Source organism: Flexivirga meconopsidis (genome assembly GCF_026162425.1).
GTDB lineage: Bacteria > Actinomycetota > Actinomycetes > Actinomycetales > Dermatophilaceae > Flexivirga > Flexivirga meconopsidis.
The window spans coordinates 395478-419461 of the sequence record NZ_JAOBQJ010000002.1 but is presented as its reverse complement, the minus strand read 5'-3'; the positions used below and the strand labels follow the sequence as shown (position 1 = coordinate 419461).

Here is a 23984-nt window from a genome sequence, read left to right as displayed (position 1 = left end):
GTGGGAAAGATCATCTTCTTCGTCGTCCTGGTGATCCTGGCGTCGTTCGTCTGGTATTTCGTGAAGTCCAAGGTCAGCAACGCCCACCAGCAAGTCCGGGACCGGGCGGTCGACGGAAACTTCGGGCGCGCGCTCACCGCCGGCCCGGCGACCAAGCATCTGTCGATGATGGGTCGGACCCTCACCCTCGGCGCCGACCCGCAGCGCGCCGGGGAACTCATCACGCATGTCGCGACGTCAGACGCCCGTGTCACCGACGTGCGACCCGAGCAGGGCTCGCTCGTCATCCAGATCGACGGCTCCTACCCGCTCGTGCGCGCCCAGCTGCTGCCGGACCGCACCGTGGTCGGGGTGGAGGCGATGACCTGGGAGATGGGGTTCCCGCAGGGAGCGTCCGTCTGGGACCGCATCGCCACCGCGATCGGCCAGGCCGCCGCGCACCAGGGCATCCCCGTCGGCGAAGGCTCCCGCGAGTTCGCCAAACAGGAACCTGCGGTGGGTGAACAGGAGATTTGGACCGTTCGCGTAGCCTGAGCACGCTCGTACGGCGGTGGCACGACGTACGACGCAATGACTCCAGGGGTCGGACCCGCACGGGTCCGCACGGCACAAAGGACTGACATGAGGAAGACGCTCACCCGCAAACTCGCGTTCGGGGTCGCTCCGGCGATCCTCGCCGCGACCGCCGTCGCCGGGTGCAACAACGAAGGAGCGCCGTCGGTGGAGGCCCCGCCGTCCAGCGCGGTGCAGACCTCGACCCAGGTGCCTGACACGCCGAGCAGCACCGACGCCGGCGGGGTGCCGACGCAGAGCGCCACCGACGGCGGCGTGCCGACCGAGAGTGGTGTGCCTACCGAGAGCGCGACCCCATCGTCCTCGGCCGACAAGTCGAAGGCCTGCGCGGCGGACCTGAAGTACGTCACGCCAGCCGCGGCCGCGCCGAGCACCAAGAAGGTCAAGTGGGGCGAGTCGGGCGAGGCGAAGGAGTCGTATGGCGACGGCACGTTCACGCTGAGCGCGGCCACGCCGACCACCAAAGAGGGCAACCCGGACGACATCTTCGGACCCGATGAGGGCCAGATCTACCTGCTGATCAAGGTCACCGCCAACTACAAGTCGGGCGATTCCAGCGACGTCGACAAGTACTCCTTCACCCTGCGGGACGGGCAGAACAACGTCTGCGAGACCAACACCCTGGGTGACGTCGTCCCGAAGCAGGACCAGTTCGACGAGGGCACGCTCGGCCCGTCGTCCAAGAGCTACAGCGGCACCCTCGTCTTCAAGGTGCCGAAGGGGCAGGACTACAAGAAGTACCAGCTGCTTTACAACGCCCGTTATGGCAAGACGGACGCCAGCCTGGCATGGACCGGCTGACCCTCGCCGCAACCGCACCGGGTGATCGATGAGTCTCGGTCCGGTGCTCGGCGCCGTTGACGAGGAACGGCGACGTGGCCTGCGCAGGATGCGCGTGGTGGCCACGTCGCTGTTGCTCGTTGCCGCCGTCATCTTCGTGCTCACCCACGGGCACGGGGGAGTGTGGGGCTACGTCAACGCCGCCGCCGAGGCAGCGATGGTGGGTGCGGTCGCGGACTGGTTCGCGGTCACCGCGCTGTTCCGCCACCCGCTGGGGTTGAAGGTGCCGCACACCGCGATCATCCCCGAGCGCAAGGACTCCATCGGCCGCAGCCTGGAGGACTTCGTCACTGACAACTTCCTGACCGCCGACAACGTGCAGCAACGGCTGGCGACCGCGCAGGTGCCGCTCCGCGTCGGTCGCTGGTTGCAGCAGCCGGCCAACGCGCAACGGGTGGTGTCGGAGTCGGCGCCGGCGCTCGCGCGTGGCGTGTCCTCGATCAGTGACGCGGAGATCGCCGACCTGCTCAGCCGAATTGTGTTGCCACGGTTGGCCAAAGAGCCGGTCGCGCCGTTGCTGGGCACGCTGTTGGAGGGTGTCGTACGCGACGATTCCCACCGGCAGGTGGTCGACCTGGTGGTGCGCGAACTGCACGACTGGGTGCGGGACAACGAGGAGACCGTTTCCTCGATCATCGGTGCCCGCGCACCCTGGTGGTCGCCGCGCTGGCTGGACGAGACCGTCACCGCCCGGCTCCACCTGGAGCTGGTGCGCTGGCTCGCCGACGTGCGAGACAACCCCGACCACCAGATGCGCCAGGCGGTCGACAAGCTGCTCGCTGAGCTGGCCGACAAGTTGCAGCACGACCCGGCGACCATGGCCCAGACCGAACAGCTCAAGGAGCAGGTGCTGGCCCACCCGTCGGTCGGCACCTCGCTGGTGGGGATGTGGGGGTCGGTCCAGCGGGTGCTCGTCGAGGCGTTGCAGGACGAGCACGGCGAGCTCCGGGAGCGTATGACGCGGGCCCTCGTCGACCTCGGCACCCGCATCACCACCGACGACGAGCTGCGTGCCTCCCTCGACCGGCGACTCGGCCAGGCGGTCGGGCACGTCGTGACGACCTACGGTCACGAGATCTCCACCGTCATCTCCCAGACCATCGACCGCTGGGACGGCGACGAGGCCTCCAAGCGCATCGAGCTGCACGTCGGCCGTGACCTGCAGTTCATCCGCATCAACGGCACCGTGGTGGGCGGCCTGGTCGGGCTGCTCATCTACAGCCTCGCGCAGTTGCTCTGAGCGCGCGCTCGCAAGGCGCCGGAAGTGACCGTTCGGGTCGCTTGTCGTGGGCGTTGCGGTCGGTCGGTGGCTGGAAGTGACCGTTCGGGTCGCTACCGGTGGCGCAGGTCGAGCACGTGGAACACCTTGTCCAATCGCCGCCCGGCGTCGGGCGCGACGAAGTCGGGTAGCCGGCCGTACTCACGAAACCCTGCAGACAGGTAGAGGTGTTCGGCCGCGACATTGTCACCCCGAAGGTCGAGCGTCAGCTGCTCGATGCCCGCGGCACGCGCCCGCTCGATGAGGACGCGCAGCAGCCGGCGCCCGACTCCGCGGCCACTGAACTCTGCTGCCACAGCGAGCTTTTCGAGGTCGGCGTGGGGCCGGTGGGTAGGTCGTGAGTAGCGCCGCCAATACCCGAAGCCGGCCACCTCGCCGTCGACCCGGGCGAGCACGCAACACGCGTCATCCGGTGCGCAGGCGAGGAGTGCGGCGAGCAGTGCATCGATCTCGTCCTGCGCCGGCGGCGACGTCCAGCCGAGGGCTGCGTCTGCGGCGACCAGCTCACCCAGCAACCGGGTGAGTGCGCGCACGGTCGCCGCGTCGGGCGCGTGGTCCAACGTCTCGACCTCCATGGCAGGCCATTATGGTGCGCCCGAACGGCGGGTCGATCGACCCGGATCCGCCGCGAACGGCGGTCCCGTCATACGGCTCCTTGATCGAGGGTGGAGGCATCACCACCCGAGTCACCAAGGAGCCACATGTCACAGGCCACCATGAACGCCGTCGTCTGCCACCGCGGGGAGCTCAGCGTGCGGGAGGTCCCGGCTCCGCGACCCGGACCGGGCCAGGTGCTGCTCAACGTCGCACGCGCCGGCATCTGCGGCTCCGACCTGCACCTGCGGGTGCACGCCGACCACCTTGCCGACCTGGCCGACGGGGTCGGTTACCCGGATGCGGCGAGGTATGACGACGAGCTCATCTTCGGCCATGAGATCTGCGGTGAGGTCGCCGACTACGGTCCCGGCACCGAAAAGCGCTGGGACAAGGGCGCTCTCGTGGTCGCAATGCCGATGATCCGCAACGGTCGGACGCCGCAGCTCACCGGCTCCTCGACCCACGCGTCCGGTGCGTATGCCGATCAGATCGTCGTGCAGGAGTCGATGACCTTCCCGGTGCCGGACGGGCTGCCGGCACAGCACGCGGTGCTGACCGAGCCGACGGCGGTCGGTTGGCACGCGGTGCGGCGCAGCAGGATCGGCAAGAAGCAGGTTGCCTACGTGATCGGTTGCGGTCCGGTCGGATTGGCCGTCATCGCGACCTTGAAGGCGGCCGGTGTCCGCACCGTCATCGCCTCGGACTTCTCCCCGCGGCGACGGCAGCTCGCGGCCCAGTGCGGCGCCGACGTGGTCGTCGACCCGCGCGTCCAGGACCCCTTCGAGGCCGCACCGGAGCCGCCCAAGCTGGGGAGCGTCCCGGCATACCTGAACCTCGGCTTCGACACCATGGAGAAACTGCGCAAAGTGCCGAATCTGCCGTGGTGGCTTGCCTTTCGGGCAATGCATGCCATCGGCGCCGGACCCTCCGGGCCGGTCGTCTTCGAGTGTGTCGGGGTCCCCGGCATGATCCAGAGCATCCTCGCGGACGCGCCCATGATGACCAAGCTGATCGTCGCCGGAGGCTGCCTCGAACCCGACACCTTCGAACCGATGATGGGCATCATCAAGGAGGCCGACGTGCTCTTCTCGACCGGCTACACGCCCGGCGAATACCGCGACACCCTGCACATGCTCGCCGACGGCACGGTCGACCCCGCTCCGTTCGTGACCGGCACCGTCGGGCTGGGCGGAGTAGCAACGGCATTCGACGCGCTCGGCAACCCCGAGAAGCACGCCAAGATCCTCATCGATCCGCGCAGTGCCGCGGTCACCCCCTGAGCAATCCGACGAACCACAAGCCAACGACAGGAGACGCCATGTCCCGCCCCGTCCGCCCGCCGTTCGACCCCGAACTCGACGCCGTCCTCGCCACCGTGAGCGAGCAGGTGCCCACCGTCACCCTCGACCTGCTCCCCGCCCTCCGGGCGACCGTGCTGCCGGTCGACACCACCGGCGGCGACCTCGAAGCCGCCGGCGTGACCCGCCGCGAGCTCACCATCGAGGGGTATGACGGGGCATCCCTGCAAGCCACGGTGCTCGCCCGCGCCGACCACAACCACGCCGGGCCGGGCATCTACCACCTGCACGGTGGCGGGATGATCGCCGGCGACCGCATGGTGGGCGTCGACCAGGTCGTGCCGTGGATCGTCGAACACGACGCGGTCGCGGTGACCGTCGAGTATCGCCTCGCGCCGGAGCACCCGGACCCCTACCCGGTGGAGGACTGCTACGCCGGCCTGGTCTGGACCGCGGATCACGCGGCCGAGCTCGGCATCGACCCCGACAAGCTGATCGTCGCCGGCGCCAGCGCCGGGGGCGGATTGGCGGCGGGCACAGCGCTGCTCGCGCGCGACCGCAAGGGTCCGGCGCTTGCCGGACAGCTGCTCGTCTGCCCGATGCTGGACGACCGGGACGACACCTCCTCGACCCGGCAATACGACGACGCCGGCACCTGGGTGCGCGAGAGCAACCGCACGGGGTGGACGGCGCTGCTCGGTGACCGCCGCGGCACCGGCGACGTGTCGATCTACGCCGCGCCCGCCCGTGCCACCGATCTCGGTGGCCTCCCGCCGGCGTTCGTCGACTGCGGATCGGCCGAGGTGTTCCGCGACGAGGATGTCGCCTACGCCACCGGGCTCTGGCGCGACGGCAGCCAGGCGGAGCTGCACGTCTGGCCCGGCGGCTTCCACGGCTTCGACATGCTCGCGCCGCACACCGCGATCGCCCAGGCCGCAACGGCGGCCCGAAATGCTTGGGTGGCGCGGCTTTTCGCCCACTGAGCCGACACGTCCGCGATAGGCTGGCAGTCGACTCATGGGAGGTCCCGTGCAGGAACTCGTCGGCCGACTGACCGCTCTGGACCCCGACGCGAGCGAGACGCTCAAGGTGGTCTCCTATTTCGACGCGCTCGCGGCGGCGGGCGTGGGCGTGGACGGGTTGTTACGGGGAGCGGCAGCCCTGGCCGGAGTCGTCGCCGGCGCCGAACGTCACGGCCGGGTCAGCCGCCGCGGACCCGACGGCCGTGACATCGGCCCGGAAGCGGAGCACTCGACGCAGCAGGCCACGTCCGTCGGGTCGGTGTGGCTGGAGCGGCACGGCGCGCCGCACGCCAACGACGCGATGATCGTCGAACGGCTGGCCGTGTCGGTCGACCTCGTGGAAGCTAGGCATCGCCCGGTTGCCCACCTGGAGACGGTCATCGACGCCGACCGCTCGCTCGACGAGCGCGCCACCGCCCTCGCACCACTGCGGCTCACCCCGTCGTCGTGGATCCGGCTGGTCGCAACTCGGCCGGAAACCCAAGCACCGACCGGACACTCGGCGCTCGTGCCGACCCGCTACGGGCTGATCCGGGCGACGTTGCAGCTCGCCGACTCTCCGGCGACCGTGGAGCCCGCGGGCCTCGGCCCCTGGGCGCGCGCCGATCACGCTCCGGAGTCGTGGGCCGGAGCCGTGGTCGCCCTGGGCCTCGCCGATGCCGCCGATCCGGTGGTCGACGCGACCGACCTCGGCGCGATGCTGACCCTCGCCCAGGCCCACGACCCGGAGGCGCCGCACCCGGACGTGACCGCGCTCGCTCGTCTCGACCCGCGATCACTGCAGATCCTCCGGACGCTGGTCGAGGCGGACAGCCTGCGCAGCGCGGCGACGACCCTCGGCATACATCACTCGACCCTGCAGGCCCGCCACGAGGCACTGACCCGCTCGCTCGGCTACGACCCGCGCACCGCGATCGGCAAGATCCGCTTCGCCGCTGCGGCAATGCTGTTGCGACTAAACAACTTCCGCGACGCGCATCCGGCGGATTGAGATGGGCGGATCCGCCGCGTTCGGCGGTGTCGGTCGCTGATCCGTCGCGCCAACCTGGTCTCACCAACCTCGATCAGGAGCGGAGTGGACTCACATGACATGGCCTGCAGGAGAAGCGGCATTCGTCACCGGAGCGGCGTCGGGCATCGGTCTCGGCATCGCTCGCGCACTGGTGGCACAGGGGGCGAAGGTGGCGCTCGCCGACGTCGACGCGGAGCGCCTGGCGGCAGTCGAGCGTGAGCTGACTGCGGCCGGCGGCACGGTCACCACGGTCCGGCTGGACGTCGGCGACGCCGACGGCTGGACGGCCGCCGCCGACGCCGCCGAGCAGGCGATCGGGCCGATTTCGATCCTCGTCAACAACGCGGGGGTCAACGGCGGCGGCGCCATCGAGCAGACGCCGCTGAAGTCCTGGCGTTGGGTGTTCGCGGTCAACGTCGAGGGGCAGTTCCTCGGGGTGTCGACGTTCCTGCCGCGGTTCAAGCGGCGCGGCGGCGCCGCGCACATCCTCAACACCGCCTCGGTCGCCGGGCTGCTGCCGATGGTCAACGTGGGTGCCTACGTCTCCTCGAAGTTCGCGAGCGTCGGCTTCTCGATGGCGTTGCGTGACGAGCTGCGCGGGAGCGACATCACGGTGTCGCTGCTTACGCCCGGCACCGTCGCCACTGCGATCAACCGCAACGCCGCGCAGGCCGAGGCGGCACTGCTCGGGACCAAGGTCGACGAGGAGGCGGTGGAGGCCAACGGCGGGGTCCTGGCGCAAGGGGCGGACCCGGACCTGGTCGGGGAGCAGGTCGTCGACGCCATGCGGCAGCGGCAGTTCCTCATCGTCACCCACCGCGAGTTCGGCCCCCTGGTCCGGCGCGTCCACGAGGAGGTGGAGGCGGCGTTCGAGGACTTCGACGGCCGCTACGGCCCCGATCCCGCGGGGCAGCTGATGCTCGGCGGGGCAGACGCGGTGACTCGTCCGAAATAAGAGATGGTTATGAAATGGTGCGTGTGTCGCGATAGTGTCGCGCGCAGGTCATGAGTGCCAGCGCCAAGCCCCGGCTCGCTGGCCGGCAACCCTCCTGTCGCGGTGGGGTGCCCCGGGTGAGGACCTGGCCGACGGCGCCGATCGCCGCCGGCAAGCGCGGACATCACGACCGTGGGTCCGCCGTCGGGCGCGGGTGACCTCGCCGCCCGGCGAACGAGCACGAAAGGCGTCCCATGAGCGACGACACCCCCAACTGGTCCTTCGAGACCCGGCAGATCCACGCGGGCCAGACCGCCGACGCGGCGACCGGTGCCCGGGCGTTGCCGATCTACCAGACCACGTCATACGTCTTCAACGACACCGAGCACGCGGCAAACCTGTTCGGGCTCAAGGAATTCGGCAACATCTACACCCGCCTGATGAACCCGACGACCGACGTCGTCGAGCAGCGGATCGCCAGCCTCGAGGGCGGTGTCGGCGCGCTGCTCGTGGCGTCGGGCCAGGCCGCCGAGACGCTGACCTTCCTCAACATCGCACAGGCGGGCGATCACATCGTCGCCAGCCCGAGCCTGTATGGCGGGACGTTCAACCTGCTCAAGCACACGTTGCCGAAGCTGGGCATCGAAACCACGTTCGTCGAGGACACCTCCGACCCGGCGAGTTGGGAGGCGGCCTTCCGCCCGAACACCAAGCTGGTCTTCGCCGAGACGATCGCCAACCCCAAGCAGGAGATCCTCGACGTCGAGACCGTGGCCAAGCTGGCGCACGACCACGGCGTCCCGCTGGTCGTCGACAACACGGTCGCCACGCCGTACGTCCTGCGGCCGATCGAGCACGGCGCCGACATCGTGATCCACTCGGCGACCAAATACCTTGGCGGACATGGCACTTCGATCGGCGGCGTGATCGTCGACAGCGGCAACTTCGACTTCGGCAAAGACCCGGAGAAGTTCCCCGGCTTCAACACTCCGGAGGAGTCCTACCACGGTCTCGTCTACGCCCGGGACCTTGGTGTCGGCAGTGACCTCGGCGCCAACCTGGCGTTCATCCTCAAGGCGCGCGTCCAGCTGTTGCGCGATCTCGGCGCGTCGATCTCGCCGTTCAACGCGTTCCTGCTCGCACAGGGCATCGAGACCCTGAGCCTGCGCGTCGAGCGGCACATCGACAACGCCCGCAAGGTGGCCGAGTGGCTGCAGCAGCAGGACCAGGTGAAGTCGGTGCGCTGGGCGTCACTGCCGGACAACGAATACTTCGAGCTGGCACAGAAATACACGCCTCGCGGCTCCGGCGCGGTGGTGTCGTTCGAGATCGACGGTGGCGTCGACGCGGGCCGCAAGTTCGTGGAAGCACTCACCCTGCACTCGCACGTCGCCAACATCGGCGACGTCCGCTCGCTCGCGATCCACCCGGCGTCCACCACGCACTCACAGGGCCCGGACGAGGATCGTCTCGCGGCCGGCGTGACGCCCGGTCTGGTGCGGCTGGCCGTCGGCATCGAGCACGTCGACGACATCATCGCCGACCTCGAGCAGGGCTTCCGCGCCGCGAAGAGCTGACCGACCGGGGGAGCCCGGGTATGACGAATCGCTCGTCATACCCGGGCATTTCCTTGCCCCGGCACAAATTCGGTTGCTCGCGCGCGCACCCGGCGAGCACGATGACGGCGGCCCACTCAGGCGTCGCTCTCGTCGCCGGCCGATCGGAAGGAGCGTGACATGACGAAAGTCATCGGCGTGACCCACGCCGTTCACCCGTGCACCGATCGGAGCAACACCCATGCGCAGACCACCCGAGGGCGCCAACCAGGCTGACCTCGACTCCGGGATCGACCCGCGATTCACCTTCTCCTATCAGCAGATCGGCGACCTGGCGGACGGCCAGCGCTGGTCCACGTGGGGCGACTGCGAGCCGTTGTGCCGTGGCCCCGAGCCCTGGCCCGACTGGCTGGTCACCGACGACTCCGCCGTGGACACCGAGCTCGGCGTCCTGAAGACCGGCAAGGAGGCCGACGTCTTCCTCCTCGAGCGGTCGGCGCCCCTCGACGACCGCAGCGTCGTGATGGCCGCTAAGCGCTACCGCGACAGCGGTCACCGCACGTTCCACCGCAACGCCGCCTACACCGAGGGGCGCAGGCTGCCGCGTAAGGGCGGCCGCGACGCTCGCGCGGTCGCCAAGAGCACCGCGCACGGCCGCGCAGTCGCCGCAGGTATGTGGGCGCGCGCGGAGTGGGAGGCGATGGTGCGCCTGCACAAAGCCGGCCTGCCGGTGCCCTATCCGGTGCAGATCGACGGCACCGAGGTGCTGATGGAGTTGGTGACTGCACCGGACGGCTCGCCGGCGCCGCGCCTCGCAGCGGCCCGGCCGACGCCGGAGTTATTGCAATCACTGTGGATTCAGCTGTCCGAGGCAGTTGTGACCCTCGCCGCCGCGGGTCTGGTGCACGGCGACCTGTCGGCATACAACCTGCTGGTCGCGGGTGATCGCCTGGTGGTCATCGACCTGCCGCAGGCCGTCGACGTGGTCGGCAACCCGCACGGGTTCGAGCTGCTGCACCGCGACTGCACCAACGTCGGGAAGTGGTTCGCCGGGCGCGGGCTCGATGTCGACCCCGAGGAGTTGTTCGCGACCGCACTCGCGCACGTCGTATGACGCGGGTCCCGTCTCCTAAGGTGGCAGCGTGGGTAGGAGCCGCCTGCGGGCAACACGCGCGGCCGCAGTCGCGGCCGCGCTGGTCAGCGTCGCCGCGTGCACCGGCCGCGTCGCTTCCGCGCCGCCGAGTTTCCCTGAACGCACCTGGAGTTCGGGAGCGACACCGACAACCGACGGTGGTGCCGTCGGCGCGGTGACGCTCCAACCACCTTGCGACACAACACAAGCGGGCGCTCCGACGACCGTGCAGGGCTGGAACGACTGGGCTTTCGGCTTCGAACGCCCGCTGTGGCAGGCGGCGGACGTCGGCGCGAGCGTCCGGCTGCAGGACGGGCGCAGTCTGTGGGTCTTCGGTGACACGCTGCGTGCCGAGGGCGAGCGTCCTCGGTTGGTTTCCAATTCGATGCTGGTGACGTCCGGAGATTGCACTTCACAGGTGGTCACCCCCTCACAAGGCCCGGTGATCCCGGACAGTCCCACCGGATCGGTGTGCTGGCCGGCGTCGGTCGCGGCACGCCCGCAGGGCGCCGGCAACCAGGTGCTGGTGGGTTGTTCGCGCATCCAACGCGGCGACACCGGCGGCGGACTGCTCTCGTTCACCTACCTGGGGCTGACCCTCGCAACGTTCGACGTCGGCCCCGGTGGAGCGCCAGTGCTCGCCAAGACCGTCGACGTCACCCCGGACAACCCGGACGTGCGCCAGGTCAACTGGGGCACGGCGCTGCTGGTCGATCAGGGTTACCTCTACGTCTACGGCACCCGTGCGGCCGACGCCGGCGGCGCGCGGGCGTTGCTGGTGGCTCGCACCACCTTCGACCAGGCCATCGACCGCAGGTCCTGGCGTTACTGGAACGGCACTGGTTGGGGCACTGCGGAAGGAGCCGCTGCGCCGGTGATCGACGGCACCGACGGAGTCTCGCAGGCGCTCTCGGTCAGCCGTATCGGCAACCGCTATGTAGCCGTCTCGAAGGTGGGCGGAGACTTCGGCGATCGCATCGGGGAGTGGACCGCGCCGTCGCCGCGAGGTCCGTGGCGGCTCGCGGCCTCCCTCCCGGTGCCGCCACGAGAATCCGACGGAGTCATCACCTACCAGCCGCTCGCACATCCCGAGCAGAGATTGGCCAGCGGCAAGCTGCTGGTCTCGATGTCCCGGCTGCCGGAGAAGCTCGACGACCTGGCGGCCGACGCGCGCAAGGGGCGGCTGCGGTTCTACGAGTTGCCGCGCCCCTGACCGCCACGGCCGGCAGTCGTCGCGCGCCCCGAATAACGCGGGCGACAACGGCGTTGTGCATTTGCGAGAATGACCGACACCGCCATGACTTCACCTGACCAGACCGCGCCCGCTCGCCGCTCCCGCGGCCGGCGCCGGCGACCCGACCGGGCGCGGCAGGAGAGCCCGGAGCAGCGCGCAGCGCGCCTGGAGCGTCGCCGGGCCTCGGTGCCCGAGCTGCGCTACCCGGCAGACCTGCCCGTCGTCGCGGCCCGGGAGGAGATCGCCGACGCCATACGCGAACATCAGGTGGTGGTGATCGCCGGTGAGACCGGCTCGGGCAAGACCACCCAGCTGCCGAAGATCCTGCTGGAGCTCGGCCGGGGCATCGACGGGATGATCGGCCACACCCAGCCCCGGAGGATCGCGGCGCGCTCGGTCGCCGAGCGGATCGCCGAGGAGCTCGACGTGCCGCTGGGCGACGCGATCGGCTACCAGGTGCGCTTCACCGAGCACGCCGGCAAAAACACGCTGGTCAAGGTGATGACCGACGGCATCCTGCTCGCGGAGCTGCAACGCGACCGCGACCTGCGCCGCTACGACACGATCATCATCGACGAGGCGCACGAGCGGTCGCTCAACATCGACTTCATCCTCGGTTACCTGCGCCAGCTGCTGCCGCGCCGGCCCGATCTGAAGGTGATCATCACCTCGGCGACGATCGACCCGCAGCGTTTCGCCGACCACTTCGCCACGCCCGAGCAGCCGGTGCCGGTGATCGAGGTGTCGGGGCGCACCTACCCGGTCGAGGTGCGCTACCGGCCACTGGTGCGTGACGACGGTGACCAGGAGGTCGACGTCGATCAGGTCACCGGCATCACCGACGCGGTGTTGGAGCTGTGGACCGAGACGCGGGGTTCTTCCGGGGTCCTCGTGAAGGATTCGGAGGAGCGAAGCGGGGGAGAACCTTCGCGGGGTAGAGATGGTGGCCCGCAGGACATTCTCGTTTTCTGCTCGGGCGAGCGGGAGATCCGCGACGCGGCCGACGCGCTCACCGCGCTCGACCTGCCGTCGACCGAGATCCTGCCGCTCTACGCGCGCCTGTCCGCAGCTGAGCAACACCGGGTCTTCTCCCGTTCGGGCAAGCGGCGAATCGTGTTGGCCACCAACGTCGCCGAGACCTCGCTGACCGTCCCTGGCATCAGGTATGTCGTGGACACCGGCACAGCTCGCATCTCTCGCTTCAGTCAGCGCACCAAGGTGCAGCGGCTGCCGATCGAGCCGATCTCGAAGGCATCGGCGCGGCAGCGCACCGGCCGGTGCGGCCGCGTCGCGGACGGCGTGTGCATCCGCCTCTACTCCGAGGACGACTTCGAGGCTCGCCCGGACTTCACCGACCCCGAGATCCTGCGCACGTCTCTCGCCTCGGTGATCCTGCAGATGACCTCGCTCGGGCTGGGTGACGTCGCGCGGTTCCCCTTCGTCGAAGCCCCCGACTCCCGACAGATCACCGACGGTGTGCGGCTGCTGCAGGAGCTGGGTGCGATCGAGGAGCGGGGGTCCGGTCAGCGGCGCCGGCTCACGGCATACGGCCGGACGCTGGCCGCGCTCCCGATCGACCCCCGCCTGGCTCGCATGCTGATTGCCGCCGCCGAGAACGGTTCGCTGCGCGAGGTGCTGGTCATCGTGGCCGCCCTGTCGATCCAGGACCCGCGCGAGCGACCCGCCGATGCACAGGCCCAGGCCGACCAGTCGCATGCCCGCTTCAAGCACGAGACCAGTGACTTCCTCACTCTGCTCAACCTCTGGCGCTATCTCAAGGAACAACGAAAAACCTTGTCCAGCAGCGCTTTCCGGCGTATGTGCAAGCGCGAGTATCTCCACTACCTCCGCGTGCGTGAGTGGCAGGATCTGCACACCCAGCTGCGTCAGGCTGCCAAGCAGCAGGGCCTCACCCCCAGCGACAACCCCGCCGGTGAGGACTCGATCCACCAGGCGCTGCTCGCCGGACTGCTCTCCCAGATCGGCCTGCGCGACCCCGACAAACGCGACTACCAAGGCGCCCGCGGCGCGCGCTTCTCGATCCAGCCCGGGTCGACCCTCTTCCGCCGCCAGCCGGACTTCGTGATGGCGGCCGAGCTCGTCGAGACGACCCGCCTCTGGGCACGCACCAACGCGCGCATCGACCCGGCGTGGGCCGAGCAGCTCGGCGGTCACGTGGTGAAAAGGCAGTACGCGCAGCCACATTGGTCACGCAAGCGGGGGAGCGCGATGGCGGCCGAGCGCGTCACCCTGTATGGCGTGCCACTCGTCGCCGGCCGGCCGGTCTCCTACGCCAAGGTCGACCCGGAGGCGGCTCGAGAGATCTTCATCCGCAGCGCCCTGGTGGAGGGGGACTGGGAGACGCGCCATGCGTTCTTCCGTGACAACCGGCAGTTGGTCGCGCGGATCGCCGACCTCGAGGCCCGCGCCCGGCGCCGTGATCTGCTGGTCGGCGACGAAGAACTCTTCGATTTCTATGACCAACGCATCCCCGAATTCGTCGTCTCCGCAGCGCATTTCGACAGCTGGTGGAAGACCGAATCACGCGAGCACCCGACACTGCTCACGCTCACCGAGCAGGTGCTGCTGCGGGAGGACAGCGAGGCGGTCGATGCCCGCGACTACCCGAAGGCCTGGCGGCAGGGTGAGCTGAAGCTTCGGCTCACCTACCAGTTCGAGCCCGGCGCAGACGCCGACGGAGTGACCGTGCACCTGCCGATCGAGCAGCTCAACCAGGTCGAGGACACCGGTTTCGACTGGCTGGTGCCGGGCGTCCGCGAGGAGCTGGTCACCGCCCTGATCAAGTCGCTGCCCAAGGCGACCCGCCGCAACTTCGTGCCGGCGCCCGATCACGCGCGCCGAGCACTGCCCGATCTCGACCCGGACGCCGGTCCGATCACCGAGGAGCTGGCCCGGGCGCTGCAGGCACAGACGCGGCTGCGGGTGCCGGCGCACGAGTGGGACTGGAGCCGGGTCCCGGACCATCTGCGGATGACGTTCCGGGTCGAGGACGGCCGGGGTCGCAAGCTCGGCGAAGGCAAGGACCTGGCCGCGTTGCAGCAGGAGCTCGCCGGGCGGGTGCGCGGAGCGATGTCGCAGGCAGCGGCATCGATCGAGCGAAAGAGCTTGAAAACGTGGGAGATCGGGGAGCTTCCCGATACCTTCGAGCAGCGTCGGGGTCGTCGGACGGTGCAGGGTTTCCCGGCGCTGGTCGACCAGGGCGACTCCGTCGCACTGCAGGTGCTGCCGACGGCGTCCGAGCGCGACCACGCAACCCGTGCCGGGATCCGGCGGCTGATCCTGCTGGGTGTCGACGTGCCCTGGAAGCGCATCCAGGGCTTGTTCACCAACACCCAGCGGTTGGCGCTCGGCAACAATCCGCACGGCAGCATGCCCGCCCTGATGGACGACGTGCTCGCCGCGGCTGTCGACGACATCGTCGCCCGGGACCTGCCCGGCGGGACCGTGCGCAACGAGGCGCAGTTCGACGAGGCGCTGCGGGTGGTGCGCCAACAGGTCGCGCCGCGCGTGGTGCAGGTGGTCGAACTTGTCGCGCCCGTGCTCGACCACGCGCGCGAGGTCCGGCTTGCGCTCGACCGGCTGAGCCAGCCGTCGGTCGGTGAGTTGAAGCGCGAGTTGGAGCGGCAGTACGCCGCGCTGATCCACCCCGGTTTCGTCGCCCAGACGGGCCTTGCACGGTTGCGCGATCTGGACCGTTACCTGCGCGCGATGCTCGAACGCATCGAGAAGGCGCCGTCCGACCTGGCCCGTGACCGCCAGCGGGCCGAAGATGTCGCGATCGTCGAGGCCGAACGCAGCAAGGTGCTGGCCGCTCTGCCGGCCTCGCGTCATACCGACGCCGACGTGGTGGACCTGCGCTGGCAGATCGAGGAACTGCGGGTGAGCCTCTTCGCGCAGCGGCTCGGCACGCCGCGCCCGATATCTCCCAAGCGCATTTTCAAGGCGATGGACCAGGTCGAGGACGCCGGCTGACATGTGAGTCGCCTGTCCGCCCCCGGTCCGCGGGAATCACCGCCGCGCCCGCCGCGTTGCCGACAGTAAGAAGCCGAAATCCTCAGGGAGTATGCCGTGCAAGACCCACGAGAGCTCTACCAGCTCGAGACCGACACCCACGCCAGTGCGCTGGGCGCGCACACCATGGTGGTGTCGCTCGGTGGCCTGATCGACGCCGGTAACACCCAGAAGCTGATCACCGCCCACCTGCTCGGCTCGCTGGAGCACACGGTGGTCGCGTCGTTCGATGTCGACCAGTTGCTCGACTACCGCGGCCGCCGACCGGCGATGACCTTCGACCGGGACCACTTCAGCGACTACGACGACCCGTCGATGCTGCTTTACCGGATGGTCGACACCGAGGGCACGCCGTTCTACCTGCTCGCCGGCCCCGAGCCCGACTACCAGTGGGAGCGGGTCATCGAGGCGATCCGGCAGCTGGTGCGCCGGCTCGGCATCCAGCTGGTGGTGAGCGTGCAGGGCATTCCGATGGGCGTGCCGCACACCCGTCCAGTCGGCCTGACTCAGCACGCCAGCAACCCGTCGCTGATCCCGGACAACGACGCCGTCTTCGGAATGGTCCAGATCCCCGGCTCGCTCGATTCGCTCATGCACCTGCGGCTCGGCGAATCCGGCATCGACACCGTCGGTTTCGCGGTCCACGTGCCGCACTACCTGGCCCAGATGGACTTTGGCGACGCAGCCGTCGCCGGCCTGCGGGCGGTGACCGGGCTCACCGGTCTCGACATCCCGGTCACCGAGCTCGCCGCGCTCGCCGGCCTGCATCGCGCCGAGATCGAGCGCCAGGTCGCCGACAGCGACGAGGTCGGTGATGTCGTGCACGGCCTCGAGGAGCAATACGACGCGTTCACCGAGGGCCTGAAACGGCAGAGCCTGCTCGCCACCGAACTCGCCGAGCTGCCCAGCGCCGACGAGATTGGCGCCGAGCTCGAACAGTTCCTCGCCGAGGAGACCGACACCGACGACGCCCCGGACGACGGTCCGGACTTCCTGCGCTAAAGGGTCAGTCCTTCGCCTCCGACCAACGCCGTATGACGCGAAGGTCGGCCACGAACCGCACCGGCGCCGCGCCGGACCAACGCCGCGCTGCCGCCTCCAGGGATTCCTGCACGGCGGCCGCCGCCGCTTCCGCGTGCTGCGCGGGGGCATGCACCAGCAGTTCGTCGTGCAGGCAGAGCACCACCTCGGCATCCAACGGCCGCAACGCATTTCGCGCGGTGAGCGCCCACGCCTTGAACAGCTCCGCGGCCGCGCCCTGCACCACCGCGTTACGGGTGAACCGCCCGACCGCCCGGCGGTGGGCCTGGTCCCCGCCGTTGGTCACCGGAACGGTCCGACCGCCATACGTCGTCACCGACTCGCCGGCCTCGCCGCGCTGCGCGGCTGCCCGCAGGTAGGCCATCGCGCGCGGGTAGGTGCGGTCCATCCGGCGCAGCGCCTCGGCCGCCGGCCCGGACGTCTGGCCGTACATCGCCGCAAGGACCGCGAGCTTGGCCGCCGGCCGTTCCAGGTTGAGTTGCCTCGCCACGGTCGCGTAGAGGTCGTCGGCCGCGGTGGCCCGCGCGAACGCCGGATCACCGGAAACCACTGCCAGCACACGCGGCTCGACCTGGCCGAGGTCGGCGCGCACGAGCACGTATCCGTCGGCGGCCGCAACCCCCGGGCGCAGGGGAGTGGGCAGGCTGTGCAGGCCTGCACCGGCCGTCATCCGGCCTGCGCCACCGTCACAGGCGGTCCACGGACCGCGCAGCCGGCCGTCGTCACCGACGTGGCCATCCAACCACTGCCAGCCGTACGTCGTCGCGATGCGTTCGTCCTTGCGCCAGTCGAGCAGCGCGCCGACCACTGGATGGGTGTCGCGGTAGGGCTCGAGATTCCACGCGCGTGTGTCCTCGACCTGCACACCGAGTGACCGCAACAGATCTCGCACCTGCACCGGGTTGCGCAGATCGATGCTCGACCGACCGGGCAGCAGGTCCAGGACCCCTCGGTCGCGGTCGGCGCGAATCTGCCGGGCCTGTGCCTCGTCCGCGGGCCGGGGACCGGCGTGCTCGGTGATCAGCAGCTCCATCGTCGGCCGGTCGATCGGCAGCCCGTGGGCGGTGAGTTCGACACACAACAGGGCCGCGCCCGACTCACTCGCCCCGGTGCCGGCACCACGCTCGCGAGTCGCCAACAGTGCCAGTTGTTTTCGCGCGACCGTGAGCGCCAGCGCGGCATACTCCGAGAGGTTGGCACGCTGCCAATGAGGTTGCAGACATACCGGATTGAGATAGCCGTCCGGTCGTATGACGACACTGTCGTCGTCGATGACGTCGAAGAGGTCATCCGACCTGCGCGCCGGCGCGCCGTCCGGGTCGAGGCCGTGCGCAACTGCCCACACCCGGTCCTGGGCGGCGTCGAAACCGCCGACCAGAAGTCGGTGCGCCTCGGCCAGATCCCAACAACGGTGCAGGAATCCGCCCGCGCGGGCTATCGGCCCGGCAGCCGTCGCAGCATCCCACCAGACCCAGCGCGGTGGCTCTCCGGCTGCTTGTTCGGCACGGTGCATGACGGCGGCGAGCTCGGCGGCGCTGCCGTCGGCGAGCACCGCACCGCCCTCGGCGACGATCACGCCGTGCTGCCCCGCAACGTCGAACGCAACGGCATGCAGCGAGCCCCGCACCGGCGACGGGTGCGGGGCTCGCTGCGCGGACGGGACGTCGGTCAGTTGTCGCCCTTGTCGCCCTTGTCGGTGCCGTCCTCACGCTTGCCGTGCCGGGGCACCCACGGGTTCTCCTGCTGCGCGGAGTCGCCCTGCTGCTCGGGCTGCACCGCTGGCGTCGCCGTGGTCGGCTGGTCGTGCAGGTCCGGCGTCGGACCGGTCTGTGGCGCGGAACCGTCCTGCGGCGCCGAACCGGTCTGCGGCGCCGAGCCGCCGGACATCGGGAGCCCGGAGATCGCCTGGGTCGGCTCGTCCGAGCGGTCGCCGTAGGTCGGGTAGCCGGACGGGCGCTGCGCCTCGCCGGAGCCTGCGCCATACGACTGGCCGATCGAGCCGCCGGACTGGCGCTCCTGCTGCTGCGACTGCTCATAGGCGGGCGTCGACGGGCGGTTGCCGTGGGACAACCGGTTGACGTCATCGGACGAGACCGCCTCGGTGGGCGCCTCGGCGCCGGTGCCCGGGTCGCTCTGGTCGGGGCGCAGTGCACGGTTGATCTCGTCGGACGAGACCGCGCGCGTCGCCGCGTCCGAGTCGTCCGGCTGCGCCGCTCCGGTCGATGAGCCCCCGCTCGACGAGGCCTCGGACTCGGTGCTCGGCGCGTCGAAACCGGAAGCGCCTCCGGCGTAACCGGATTCGGGGCTGCGCGGCGTCTCGCCGGAGCGATCTGCCTGGTCGCCGTACTGGCCGTAACCGGCTGCGCCACCGGCATACCCCGACTGGGGGCTCTGCGGGTTCTGGGGGCTCTGGCTGCCATGCTCGCCCTGCTGGCCGTAACCGGATGCGCCACCGGCGTACCCCGACTGAGGGCTGGACTGGTCGCCTTGCGGCTGGTGCGACATCGCACCGCCGGCATAACCCTGTGACTCCGGCTGGCCGAAGCCCTGGTGCGCGGCCCGGTCCTGCTCCGACGCGGTCTGCGGAGCCGAGTAGGGGGAGGCCGCATACCCCTGGCTGTCCTGCGACCGGCCGCTTTGCGGTTGGTCGCCCTGCGGGGTGTGGTAGCCGGACTGCGGTGCGCCATAACCGGATTCGCCGGTCTGGTGCTGGCCGCCGTAGGGCTGCTGCTGACCCTGCTGGTTCTGCTGACCCTGCTGGTTCTGCTGACCCTGCCGACCGTAGGGCTGCTGTGCCTGCTGACCGTACGACTGCTGACCGTGTTGGCCCTGCTGACCGTAGGGCTGCTGCTGGCCCTGTTGACCCTGCTGGCCGTACGGCTGCTGTCCGCCGTAGCCCTGCCCGGCACCGAACGCCTGCTGCTGGGCGCCGTGCTGCTGGTCCTGCTGCTGCGGCTGGCCGTAGGGCGGGGTCGTCGAGCCGTAGCCGCCCGGCGCGCCATACCCGTCGTTGTAACCCTGCTGCTGGCCGTAGCCCTGCTGACCGTAGCCCTGCTGGCCGTACGGCGCACCGCCCTGCGGGCCACCGGCGGTCGCGGGCTTGCCCTTGCGTCCCATCAGCAGCAAGGCCAGCGCGCCGAGGATGCCGAGCACCAGCAGGATCGTGCCGAGGACGATGCCCGGGGTCCGGAAGCCGCCGCCGATCTTGTCGGCGCGCTGACCGGCATAGAGCGATCCGTTGTTGCCCGAGCAGGTCACCGCCACCGAGCTCGAGTTGTCGCCGCTGCGGGCGATCTCGTAGTACTTCTTCCCGTCCGCGCTGACCGAGAACTCCTTGGTGGGTCGGCCCATCGTCGCCGAACCCGCCTGGCAGGTGGTCGCCGCGCGGTCGGCCGCGGTGTCGCTGTAGACGGAGAAGCCGCCGTTCAGCGACAGGTTGCTGCCGCTGCTGAACTGGGTGAGCTTCACGCTCGACCCGCTCATCAGGCCGATGATCAACAGCACGAGGCCGATCAGGGCGAGGACCGCCGGTATGGCGAGGAGCTTCTTGTTGGCCAAGGAGTTGGTCATGTGCGGCAACCTAACGCATCGAAGGCGGACCGAAGATCAGCCGCCGGTTTGTTCCTTTACCTGTCGCTTGATCCTGGACAGCATTGCGACCATTCCGCGCATTCGCAACGGCGACACCGCTTCGGCGAGGCCGAATTTGAACGGGGTGTCATCCGGCACGGCGAGGACGTCCACCGCGGGCTGCCCGTCCAGGCCGGTGTGCAGGATGCCGGCGAACCCGCGTGTGGTGGGCGCTTCGCGGGGCGCATCGAAGAAGAGGTGGACGACGCCGTCGGTCACCTCGACCGCGAGGAACAGCGGTGACTGGCACTCGTGCACCTGCTCCAGCAGGTCGGGTTGGTCGGCATACCGGGCGGGAAGGGCGGGCAGTTCCTCGCTCAGCTCGAGCAGGAGTTGCAGCCGATCCTTCGGGCCCACCGAGGTGAAGTCGTCGATCAACTCCGCGAGGGGCGGGGGAAGGTCACTCATCCGGCTCGCCGAGCTCGACCGGGACCCGCACCGAGTTGCCCCACTCGGTCCACGACCCGTCGTAGTTGCGCACCTGCGGGAAGCCGAGCAGGTGGCTGAGCACGAACCAGGTGTGCGACGAGCGCTCGCCGATGCGGCAGTAGACGATCACGTCGTCGTCGGTCGCCAGGCCCTGCTCGGTCTGGTAGAGCCGCTCGAGCTCGGCGCGGGACCGGAAGCGGCCGTCCTCGCGCACCGCACGGGCCCAGGGCACCGACTTCGCGCCGGGGATGTGGCCGCCGCGGATCGCGCCCTCCTGCGGGTAGTCGGGCATGTGCAACAACTCGCCGCTGAACTCGCCGGGGGAGCGGACGTCCACCATCGGGCGGCCGAGGTGGGCGAGCACGTCGGCGCGGAAGGCGCGCACCGGTGCGTCGGACCGCTCGATCACCGGGTAGTCCGCCGGCGCAGCCGTCGGCTCATCCCGCGTCATCGGGCGCTCCTCGGCCTGCCATGCGGCGCGGCCGCCGTCGAGCAGCCGCACGTCCGGGTGGCCGAAGAGCGTCATCACCCACAGTGCGTAGGCCGCCCACCAGTTGGACTTGTCGCCGTAGATGACGACCGTCGTGTCGCGGGAGATGCCGCGCTCGGACATCACCTGGGCGAAGATCTTGCCGTCGACGAAATCCCGGGTCACCGGGTCGTTGAGGTCGGTGTGCCAGTCGAGTTTGAAGCTTCCCGGGATGTGCCCGGTGTCGTAGAGCAGGACATCCTCGTCGGACTCCAGGACCACCAGGTCCTTGGTGCCGGCGTCGAGTTGTTCGGCGAGCCAGTCGGTGGTCACCAGGCGATCGGGGTGGGCGAAGTCGGCGAGTTGGGGGCTGGGGTCAGCAGGCAGCGACATACGGACAACGGTACGCGCGCCCCGAGCGGCTCGCCCGCAGAGGTGATTTCGCGGACGGACGAGACTGGCAGGATGGGCGCATGTTCGGTTCGAAGAAAAGCCAGCAGCCCGCGCCGTTGGATTCCGGTCCGCTCGGCGGCACCGCACTCAGCCTCGCGCAACACCTGCTGACCGTCGGGATCGACGGCAAGGCGGGCTTCGACAGCGCCGAGGAGATCGCCAAGACGGCAGTGCGCGACCACCCGGGCGACCCGGAACGCGCCATCGACGCGATCGTCTCCCAACACCGCAAGCTCGCCGGTGCCGCCGGATTCGTCACCGGCCTCGGCGGCTTCGTGACGATGATCGTCGCGCTGCCGGCCAACGTGCTCGGCTTCTACGTGCTGTCCACCCGTATGTCGGCAGCGATCGCCGCCGTGCGCGGTTACGACCTCAAGGACGAAACGACCCGCACCGCACTGCTGCTCACCCTGGTCGGCGCCGACTCCGACGACCTGCTGAAGAAGGCCGGTGTCGTCAGCACCGGTCGCCTGGCGAACCTGGCGACGCGGCAGCTGCCGCCCACCGCGCTGATGGTGGTCAACAAGGCGGTCGGCTTCCGGCTGATCAGCCAGGTGAGCGACAAGCTGCTGACCAAGCTCGGCAAGGGCATCCCGTTCGCCGGTGGCGTGATCGGTGCCGGGCTGGACGCATTCCTGATCAGCCGCACCGCCAAGGTCGCCAAGAAGGAGTTCCCGCCGGCCACGGCCGCTCTCCCGCAAGGGCGCTGACATGGCCGCCCCGGCACTGCGATGGGCTTCGCTGCGTCGCGTCGCGCGGGCCTTGCAGGAGGTGAGTCGCCCCGGTGGTCCGAGCGTCGCCGCCCGTCTTGCCTGCCTGCCTCGTATGACGAAGGCGGTCGCGAAAGGCGAGTATTCGCAGGTGAGCCCGGCGCATCTGGCGCTCGTGGCGGCGGCTGCGGCATACGTTGCCTCACCGGTGGACCTCCTGCCCGAGGCGCTGCTCGGCGTGATCGGCCTGGCCGACGACGCACTGGTGCTGAGCTGGCTGGCAACCACGCTCGTGGAGGACACCGACGCCTACCTGACGTGGGAGCAGGCCCGGCGCACGACGGTCAAGGGCGAGCGCCTGAGCTGAGCCGGCCCCCTGCGTCCACATCCCCGCACCCGGTGCGCAGCCGGTCCACAGCCGCGGACAATCTGACTGTCCGGCGGTGGGCATCCGGCGCAGGCTGCCGACATGACCTCCACATTGCACGGTGTCGGCGACATCGTCGCCTACCTGCCCTACGAGTTCGGCTTCATCCCGCACGACTCGATCGTGATGATCGGCCTGCACGGCGGCAGCATCCAGTTCACCGCGCGGATCGACACGCCGCCGGCGGATGAGTCGTTCGCGGCCGCCGCCCACCTGCTGCAGCCGGTCGACCGCACGCCGATCGACGATGTCCTGCTGGTGCTGTACGACGACGCCTGTCGCAGCGGCGACGCCCTGGTCACCGCTGCGCGCCACCGGCTGGACCGGCGCGACATCGTGCTCAGCCACGTGGTGCACGTGAGCGCTTCCGGCTGGCGTGCGGTCGCCTGCCGCTGCGGTCACTGCCCGCGGCACTGGACCGCCCCGTCGGCAGACACCGACGTCGGCCCGATCGCCGACCGGGTGTTGTGCGGAGTGGCCCCGGTTGCCGACCGGGCGACCCTGGCCGGTGAGCTCGATCAGCGCCACCCGCTGGTCGCGATGGCGGTGTCGGCGGAGCTCGACAAACTCGACCTGATGTGCGTCGGCGACGGCCGGCCCGCCGTCGCCACGCCGGAGGCGACCGAGGCACTGGCGACGGTGCTGGTCGACCAGAGCCGGCCGGTGGCGCGGGTCCCGGTGACCATGCTCGCGGTAGCCACCGACCTGATGAGCGAGGTGTTGGTGCGCGACGCCGTGCTCGCCTGGCTGATGCCCGACTTCCTCGATCAGCAGCGGGTGCCGCTCTGGCCGTCGCTGCAGGCTCGCCTCGGGCCGCCGCCAACGCGCAGTGAGGACGGGATCTTCGGGGACCGGGCGCCGATGATCGCCGGCCGGCTCAAGGAATGGGTGCAATGCCTGCCGCCACAGGACGCGGTCCCGGTGCTGCTGCTCGTCGCCGGGCTGCACTGGACGATGGGCGCCGGCGCGGTCGCGACGATGGCACTCCAGCGGGCGCTCGCCATCGAGCCGGAGTGCAATCTCGCGCAGCTGCTCGACGCGGCCGTGCAGCGCGGGCTGCGTCCCAGCCGGCGAGAGGATCGCCGTCCGGCGTAGGAGGTGCGCGCTCGATCTTGCTACCGTCATACCTGTCATGAGTCCCAGCGCTCGCTGACTCCCCGCCGCGCAGCGGCGGATCGGTGAGCACAGCCCCGGCTGGCTGGGCGGCAACCCTCCACCGCGGTGGGGTGCCCCGGGTGAGGACAAGGCCGACCGCGCGGCGCGGTTCGGCAAGCGCGGGGCTCACGCGACAGGCCGGCCCCCGGGATCGAGGAGTG

Annotated in this window: 20 protein-coding genes and 2 riboswitches; of the genes, 15 read left to right on the top strand and 5 right to left on the bottom strand. The window is 70.0% G+C overall.

Annotation, left to right across the window (positions count from 1 at the left end; translation table 11 throughout):
• From N2M23_RS07340 to N2M23_RS07330, 3 genes are all read left to right on the top strand, one after another.
• Positions 1-534, top strand: a complete 534-nt coding sequence (locus N2M23_RS07340; protein ID WP_265444417.1) for a hypothetical protein — start codon at positions 1-3, stop codon at positions 532-534.
• Positions 535-621: 87 nt separating this feature from the next.
• Positions 622-1374, top strand: a complete 753-nt coding sequence (locus N2M23_RS07335; protein ID WP_265444416.1) for a DUF4352 domain-containing protein — start codon at positions 622-624, stop codon at positions 1372-1374.
• Positions 1375-1402: 28 nt separating this feature from the next.
• On the top strand, positions 1403-2653 hold the full coding sequence (locus tag N2M23_RS07330) for a DUF445 domain-containing protein (protein WP_265444415.1): 1251 nt from the start codon (positions 1403-1405) through the stop codon (positions 2651-2653).
• 92 nt (positions 2654-2745) lie between these two features.
• On the opposite strand, the gene N2M23_RS07325 is transcribed toward N2M23_RS07330, so the two are convergent.
• Positions 2746-3267 (bottom strand): GNAT family N-acetyltransferase, encoded by a 522-nt coding sequence (locus N2M23_RS07325; protein ID WP_265444413.1) that lies wholly within the window; start codon positions 3265-3267, stop codon positions 2746-2748.
• Between the two features lie 126 nt (positions 3268-3393).
• Between N2M23_RS07325 and N2M23_RS07320 the strand changes: the two genes are divergently transcribed.
• The 9 genes from N2M23_RS07320 to N2M23_RS07280 all read left to right on the top strand — a co-directional run bounded on the left by N2M23_RS07320 (position 3394) and on the right by N2M23_RS07280 (position 16511).
• Positions 3394-4569 carry a zinc-binding dehydrogenase gene (locus N2M23_RS07320; RefSeq protein WP_265444412.1) on the top strand — a complete coding sequence of 392 codons (1176 nt, stop codon included), beginning with the start codon at positions 3394-3396 and terminating at the stop codon, positions 4567-4569.
• Between the two features lie 38 nt (positions 4570-4607).
• Positions 4608-5570, top strand: a complete 963-nt coding sequence (locus N2M23_RS07315) for an alpha/beta hydrolase (RefSeq protein WP_265444410.1) — start codon at positions 4608-4610, stop codon at positions 5568-5570.
• A 34-nt stretch (positions 5571-5604) separates the two neighbouring features.
• On the top strand, positions 5605-6600 hold the full coding sequence (locus tag N2M23_RS07310) for a CdaR family protein (RefSeq protein ID WP_265444408.1): 996 nt from the start codon (positions 5605-5607) through the stop codon (positions 6598-6600).
• Positions 6601-6694: 94 nt separating this feature from the next.
• Positions 6695-7576: an SDR family NAD(P)-dependent oxidoreductase gene (locus N2M23_RS07305; protein ID WP_265444406.1), complete on the top strand. Its 882-nt coding sequence runs from the start codon at positions 6695-6697 to the stop codon at positions 7574-7576.
• Positions 7577-7622: 46 nt separating this feature from the next.
• Positions 7623-7739: riboswitch (SAM riboswitch) on the top strand.
• Positions 7740-7809: 70 nt separating this feature from the next.
• Complete coding sequence (locus tag N2M23_RS07300) at positions 7810-9132, top strand: bifunctional o-acetylhomoserine/o-acetylserine sulfhydrylase (protein ID WP_265444405.1); 1323 nt, start codon at positions 7810-7812, stop codon at positions 9130-9132.
• A gap of 220 nt (positions 9133-9352) precedes the next feature.
• Complete coding sequence (locus N2M23_RS07295; protein ID WP_265444404.1) at positions 9353-10225, top strand: serine protein kinase RIO; 873 nt, start codon at positions 9353-9355, stop codon at positions 10223-10225.
• Between the two features lie 28 nt (positions 10226-10253).
• Entirely contained in the window at positions 10254-11456 is a 1203-nt protein-coding gene (locus N2M23_RS07290) for a DUF4185 domain-containing protein (protein ID WP_265444403.1), read from the top strand.
• An 84-nt stretch (positions 11457-11540) separates the two neighbouring features.
• Positions 11541-15470, top strand: a complete 3930-nt coding sequence (gene hrpA, locus N2M23_RS07285; protein ID WP_265444402.1) for an ATP-dependent RNA helicase HrpA — start codon at positions 11541-11543, stop codon at positions 15468-15470.
• Between the two features lie 96 nt (positions 15471-15566).
• Complete coding sequence (locus tag N2M23_RS07280; RefSeq protein WP_265444400.1) at positions 15567-16511, top strand: PAC2 family protein; 945 nt, start codon at positions 15567-15569, stop codon at positions 16509-16511.
• Between the two features lie 4 nt (positions 16512-16515).
• Here N2M23_RS07280 and N2M23_RS20945 read toward each other — a convergent pair whose 3' ends face one another.
• From N2M23_RS20945 to N2M23_RS07260, 4 genes are read right to left on the bottom strand one after another with little or no spacing between them, the layout of a single operon-like run.
• Positions 16516-18177, bottom strand: coding sequence for a DNA polymerase (locus tag N2M23_RS20945; RefSeq protein ID WP_265444399.1), 1662 nt, complete (start codon positions 18175-18177; stop codon positions 16516-16518).
• Between the two features lie 41 nt (positions 18178-18218).
• The gene (locus tag N2M23_RS07270) at positions 18219-20120 is read right to left on the bottom strand and encodes a hypothetical protein (protein WP_265444398.1); all 1902 of its coding nucleotides are present in this window, start codon (positions 20118-20120) and stop codon (positions 18219-18221) included.
• Between the two features lie 36 nt (positions 20121-20156).
• Positions 20157-20588 (bottom strand): SufE family protein, encoded by a 432-nt coding sequence (locus N2M23_RS07265; protein ID WP_265444396.1) that lies wholly within the window; start codon positions 20586-20588, stop codon positions 20157-20159.
• A complete protein-coding gene (locus tag N2M23_RS07260; protein ID WP_265444395.1) occupies positions 20581-21471 on the bottom strand; it encodes a sulfurtransferase in 891 nt (296 codons plus the stop codon). Before N2M23_RS07260 ends, N2M23_RS07265 begins: the two co-directional genes overlap by 8 nt.
• Positions 21472-21551: 80 nt before the next feature.
• On the opposite strand from N2M23_RS07260, the gene N2M23_RS07255 reads away from it, so the two are divergent.
• The 3 genes from N2M23_RS07255 (at position 21552) to N2M23_RS07245 (ending at position 23763) form a co-directional block, all read left to right on the top strand.
• Complete coding sequence (locus tag N2M23_RS07255) at positions 21552-22241, top strand: EcsC family protein (RefSeq protein ID WP_265444394.1); 690 nt, start codon at positions 21552-21554, stop codon at positions 22239-22241.
• Between the two features lies 1 nt (position 22242).
• Positions 22243-22608, top strand: a complete 366-nt coding sequence (locus N2M23_RS07250; protein ID WP_265444392.1) for a YkvA family protein — start codon at positions 22243-22245, stop codon at positions 22606-22608.
• A 102-nt stretch (positions 22609-22710) separates the two neighbouring features.
• On the top strand, positions 22711-23763 hold the full coding sequence (locus N2M23_RS07245; protein WP_265444390.1) for a DUF4192 domain-containing protein: 1053 nt from the start codon (positions 22711-22713) through the stop codon (positions 23761-23763).
• A gap of 33 nt (positions 23764-23796) precedes the next feature.
• A riboswitch (SAM riboswitch) is annotated at positions 23797-23949 on the top strand.
• Positions 23950-23984: the final 35 nt, after the last annotated feature.

Coding starts and splice junctions, on each gene's coding strand:
- N2M23_RS07335 (WP_265444416.1), top strand. CDS start 622: ATGAGGAAGACGCTCACCCGCAAACTCGCGTTCGGGGTCGCTCCGGCG.
- N2M23_RS07250 (WP_265444392.1), top strand. CDS start 22,243: ATGGCCGCCCCGGCACTGCGATGGGCTTCGCTGCGTCGCGTCGCGCGG.
- N2M23_RS07300 (WP_265444405.1), top strand. CDS start 7,810: ATGAGCGACGACACCCCCAACTGGTCCTTCGAGACCCGGCAGATCCAC.
- hrpA (WP_265444402.1), top strand. CDS start 11,541: ATGACTTCACCTGACCAGACCGCGCCCGCTCGCCGCTCCCGCGGCCGG.
- N2M23_RS07270 (WP_265444398.1), bottom strand. CDS start 20,120: ATGACCAACTCCTTGGCCAACAAGAAGCTCCTCGCCATACCGGCGGTC.
- N2M23_RS07255 (WP_265444394.1), top strand. CDS start 21,552: ATGTTCGGTTCGAAGAAAAGCCAGCAGCCCGCGCCGTTGGATTCCGGT.
- N2M23_RS07245 (WP_265444390.1), top strand. CDS start 22,711: ATGACCTCCACATTGCACGGTGTCGGCGACATCGTCGCCTACCTGCCC.
- N2M23_RS07310 (WP_265444408.1), top strand. CDS start 5,605: ATGGGAGGTCCCGTGCAGGAACTCGTCGGCCGACTGACCGCTCTGGAC.
- N2M23_RS07325 (WP_265444413.1), bottom strand. CDS start 3,267: ATGGAGGTCGAGACGTTGGACCACGCGCCCGACGCGGCGACCGTGCGC.
- N2M23_RS07330 (WP_265444415.1), top strand. CDS start 1,403: ATGAGTCTCGGTCCGGTGCTCGGCGCCGTTGACGAGGAACGGCGACGT.
- N2M23_RS07315 (WP_265444410.1), top strand. CDS start 4,608: ATGTCCCGCCCCGTCCGCCCGCCGTTCGACCCCGAACTCGACGCCGTC.
- N2M23_RS07295 (WP_265444404.1), top strand. CDS start 9,353: ATGCGCAGACCACCCGAGGGCGCCAACCAGGCTGACCTCGACTCCGGG.
- N2M23_RS07265 (WP_265444396.1), bottom strand. CDS start 20,588: ATGAGTGACCTTCCCCCGCCCCTCGCGGAGTTGATCGACGACTTCACC.
- N2M23_RS07320 (WP_265444412.1), top strand. CDS start 3,394: ATGTCACAGGCCACCATGAACGCCGTCGTCTGCCACCGCGGGGAGCTC.
- N2M23_RS07260 (WP_265444395.1), bottom strand. CDS start 21,471: ATGTCGCTGCCTGCTGACCCCAGCCCCCAACTCGCCGACTTCGCCCAC.
- N2M23_RS07305 (WP_265444406.1), top strand. CDS start 6,695: ATGACATGGCCTGCAGGAGAAGCGGCATTCGTCACCGGAGCGGCGTCG.